The 3,825-nt window shown below is 42.9% G+C and carries 3 protein-coding genes and 1 pseudogene; 3 read left to right on the top strand and 1 reads right to left on the bottom strand.

The genetic code is table 11. The features are described from left to right. Both IQR33_RS11210 and pepT read left to right on the top strand, forming a co-directional pair. Positions 1 to 246, top strand: a pseudogene (locus IQR33_RS11210) (hypothetical protein); the annotation flags it as partial. Positions 247 to 416: 170 nt separating this feature from the next. Further along, positions 417 to 1,646 carry a peptidase T gene (gene pepT, locus IQR33_RS11205; protein WP_042522671.1) on the top strand — a complete coding sequence of 410 codons (1,230 nt, stop codon included), beginning with the start codon at positions 417 to 419 and terminating at the stop codon, positions 1,644 to 1,646. 82 nt (positions 1,647 to 1,728) lie between these two features. On the opposite strand, the gene IQR33_RS11200 is transcribed toward pepT, so the two are convergent. Beyond that, positions 1,729 to 2,193: a dCMP deaminase family protein gene (locus tag IQR33_RS11200; protein ID WP_005373515.1), complete on the bottom strand. Its 465-nt coding sequence runs from the start codon at positions 2,191 to 2,193 to the stop codon at positions 1,729 to 1,731. Between the two features lie 419 nt (positions 2,194 to 2,612). Here IQR33_RS11200 and vmeY point away from each other — a divergent pair, with 419 nt between their 5' ends. Then, entirely contained in the window at positions 2,613 to 3,740 is a 1,128-nt protein-coding gene (gene vmeY / locus IQR33_RS11195) for a multidrug efflux RND transporter periplasmic adaptor subunit VmeY (protein ID WP_193837924.1), read from the top strand. Positions 3,741 to 3,825: the final 85 nt, after the last annotated feature.

The following is a 3,825-nucleotide window of genomic DNA, read 5'->3' as shown; positions in this document are numbered from 1 at the left end:
CAAGAGCTCGAATACTTGTTCGACAACAAATCTAATGTTGTGACTTATCAAGATATATTTATGCGACTCTTGTTCGAGCCAGAGAGTTATTATAGTGAACAGCTTTCTCTGAATATTGACTCTAACTTTGCATTGGTTGATCAACTGACATTAGATGTTTCTCGTTCGATGACCGATAAGCAATGGCGTCATTTTCGTGAAAAGGTTAAAGAGTGGCGAGTACTGGCAGAGGAACTTTTAGATTAAATTCATGCTTCAATGAGCGAAAGCAAAGCGCAAAAGCCTTTCTTATCAAAAAATGATTCAAAGCAAATTCTTATTGAACTAAGAGCGTAACATAGCGTGAGGTTTGATGAGGCAACGTCAGCTTATCAATGCGTGATAAGGCCTCATCGTACAAAACAATGAGAATAAATATGAAACATTTAGTTGAAAGATTTCTTCGATACGTCACGTTTGATACCCAATCCAATCCACATGTGACGCTTTGCCCAAGTTCACCTGGTCAGCTTGTGTTTGCTGAGTTACTTAAAAAAGAGATGATCGAGCTTGGTTTAAGTGACGTGACTTTGGATAAAAATGGCTACTTGATGGCTAAACTGCCAGCCAATGTTGATTATGAGGTTCCTCCTATCGGCTTCATTGCCCATATGGATACCGCGCCGGATGCATCTGGCAAAAACGTAAAGCCGCAATTCATCGAAGATTACCAGGGCGGCGATATTGCATTAGGGTTGGGGGATGAAGTGTTATCTCCCGTGCAATACCCAGATTTACATCACCTACATGGCCACAATCTTATTACTACCGATGGCACTACATTACTTGGCGCGGATAACAAAGCTGGTATCGCAGAGATTCTTTCCGCGGTAGCTCTGCTACTGGAAAACCCAGACATTCCACACGGCGACATTTGTATCGGCTTTACTCCGGATGAAGAAATCGGTCGTGGTGCAGATTTGTTTAATGTTAAAAAATTTGGCGCGAAATGGGCATACACTATAGATGGTGGCCCGCAAGGTGAGTTGGAATACGAAAACTTTAATGCAGCAAACGCTGATGTAATTTTTCATGGTGTTAGCGTTCATCCAGGTACTGCAAAAGGCAAAATGGTCAATGCGATGAACTTGGCTGCGAAATTTCAAGTTCAAATGCCCCAAGATCAAACTCCGGAAACAACCGAAGGTTACGAAGGGTTCTTCCATCTAAAATCGGCAGAAATGGGCGTTGCACGAAGCGAGCTAGGTTACATTATTAGAGACTTTGACCGTCAAAGACTTGAGGATCGAAAAGCCTTTATGCAGAAACTCGTCGATGAAATGAACACGGGTTTACGCCATGGTTCTGTAGAGCTAAAAATAAAAGACAGCTATTACAATATGAGAGAAATGGTTGAGCCTTACCCTCATATCATTGAGCTGGCAAAGCAAGCGATGGAAGCGTGTGATGTGGAACCGATTATAAAACCTATTCGTGGTGGTACAGATGGTGCTCGTTTATCTTTTATGGGTTTGCCGTGCCCGAATATCTTCACCGGTGGTTTTAACTTCCACGGAATTCATGAGTTTATTTCTGTTGAAATGATGGAAAAATCAGTACTCGTTATTGTCAAAATTGCTGAGCTCACAGCGAAAAAACACAGTTAAAAGACTACGTCGAGACCTCTTGCAGATTTAATAACAAAATAGCCCAGATCTCTCTGGGCTATTTAACTATTAAGATGGGATACTAGCGCACGTCTTTGTCTTCAATTTCAATGTCTTCTAGCGGTAACCAGTCGACTTTCACACCCGCTTGATCGAACATATCTTGACTGACTTGGATTTTATCTCCCCAGCGAGATAAAAAGTCTTCAGACTGCTCAGGGCAGTGTACGTGTGAGATCCCTGTTTGAATGATCTTTGCCGCGCAGTTAGGGCAAGGAAAATGCGTTACCCAAATATCACATCCGTCTAAGTCACGTTTTGAGAACAAAATTGCGTTCTCTTCCGCGTGCAGTGTTTTAAGGTATTTCAACTCGCGCTCATCGGTGTCGACACTGTCAGAAACACCATGCGGATAGCCATTAAATCCAACAGATACAATGCGATTCTGTTTAGTAATAACGGCACCGACTTGTGTTGATGGGTCCTTACTCCAAGACGCCACTAGTTCTGCCATCTGGTAAAAGCGTTTCGCCCATTTAGAAATCATAGTCATCCTCTCTGTCGAAGGCGTTGAATTAATTGAATGATAACCCATTTATATTAAAAAAATAGTCAAAATCGGGGTCTTGAGTATGAAGGCGTCACTTTTTACCTTTTTAGCCACAAAACGTTCTTATCTTGAGCACTGAATCTCACTTTACGCCCGAATACAATACTCCCGTTAGTGTTTCCAAGCACACGCTAAAATTCGCGATCTCCTAAGGCGTATATTAAATAGTTATGATTGAGTTGTATGTATATTGCTCATTGAATACCACTGTTAACTAAATTACTTTATTTTCCTTTTGTTTCTCATGTTTACATTTAGAAACACCTTGGGCGCTTTTCAGTGAAGTTTTCAGTGGCAGCAAGGAGTAAGGTTGATAGGAATTCAACAATATCCTGTTCTATAAAGACGGTAAATACATGCAAAAGAAACCACTTGTCGCACTAATGGCGGCTACAGCAATCCTCGCTGGATGCGGGGAAGCTAATAATGCCCAAACGAAAGGTCAAGCGCCTCTCGTAGTGACTCAGGATGTCACGGTTATCGACTACCAACCGAGCAAGTCTTATATCGGTCGCATTGAAGCAGTAGAAGATACCAATATTACCGCGCAGATTTCTGGCTACTTAAAAGCTCGTCACTTTGAAGAAGGGCAAATGGTAGAAAAAGGGCAGCTCCTTTACTCTATCGAGCCATCTTCTTTTGAAGCCCAAGTCGCGAGTGCTAAAGCCGCACTTGCACAAGCTAAAGCGGCGCTAAAAAAAGCCGAATTAGATCATACTCGAGGTAAAAACTTGTTGCCTCGCGGTAGTATCTCTCAATCTGAGTTTGATGCTTTAACTGCGGCACTTCTTGGTGCGAGAGCAGAGCTAGAAGCGGCAAATGCTCAACTTAAACTTGCTGAAGTTAACCTTTCCTATACTCAAATCCGAGCACCTTTTAGCGGACGTATTAGTGATACCAAAGTTAGTACGGGTGATCTGGTTTCTCCGTCATCTGGCGTGCTGACAACTCTGGTGAGTTTAGATCCAGTTCATACCTCATTTAGTGTGAGTGAGCGTGAGCGTTTAGCCATGGGTATGGATCAAGTCAAAGGCGACGGCTCAGCAGAATCAAACCGCGTTGAAGTTCAGCTTGAACTGGAAAATGGACAGTTTTTTGAGCATCTCGGTAAGCTTGATTTCTTAGGTAATCGTATTGACACCAAAACGGGTACGATTGCTATGCGCGCGCTAGTGCCAAACCCAGAGCAGAAGTTACTTCCGGGTCAACACATCAAAGTGAACTTGAGAGATAAGAATACGAAGGACGTTATTGTTATTCCACGACGTGCCGTTCAAACTGACTTAGAAGGTGACTTTGTGATGGTGATGACTGAGGGAAATGTCGCAGAGCGTCGTAACGTAGAGCTTGGCCCTCAGGTTGAACAAGGTATTATCATTCGAGAAGGGCTCGATCAGGAAGATACAGTTATTACACAAGGCCTACAACGTGTGCGTAATGGTGTAGAAGTGCGCCTTCAAGCACCTGCTGAAGACAAGCAGTAGGGGGCACTATGTTAAGTCGTTTCTTTATTCAGAGACCTAAATTCGCGCTGGTTATTTCGATCATATTAACGCTAGCTGGCGCGAT

Origin of the sequence: Vibrio sp. OPT46 (assembly GCF_015163535.1) — a bacterium.
Classification (GTDB): Bacteria; Pseudomonadota; Gammaproteobacteria; order Enterobacterales; family Vibrionaceae; genus Vibrio; species Vibrio alginolyticus.
This window is presented reverse-complemented; position numbering and strand designations above follow the sequence as displayed.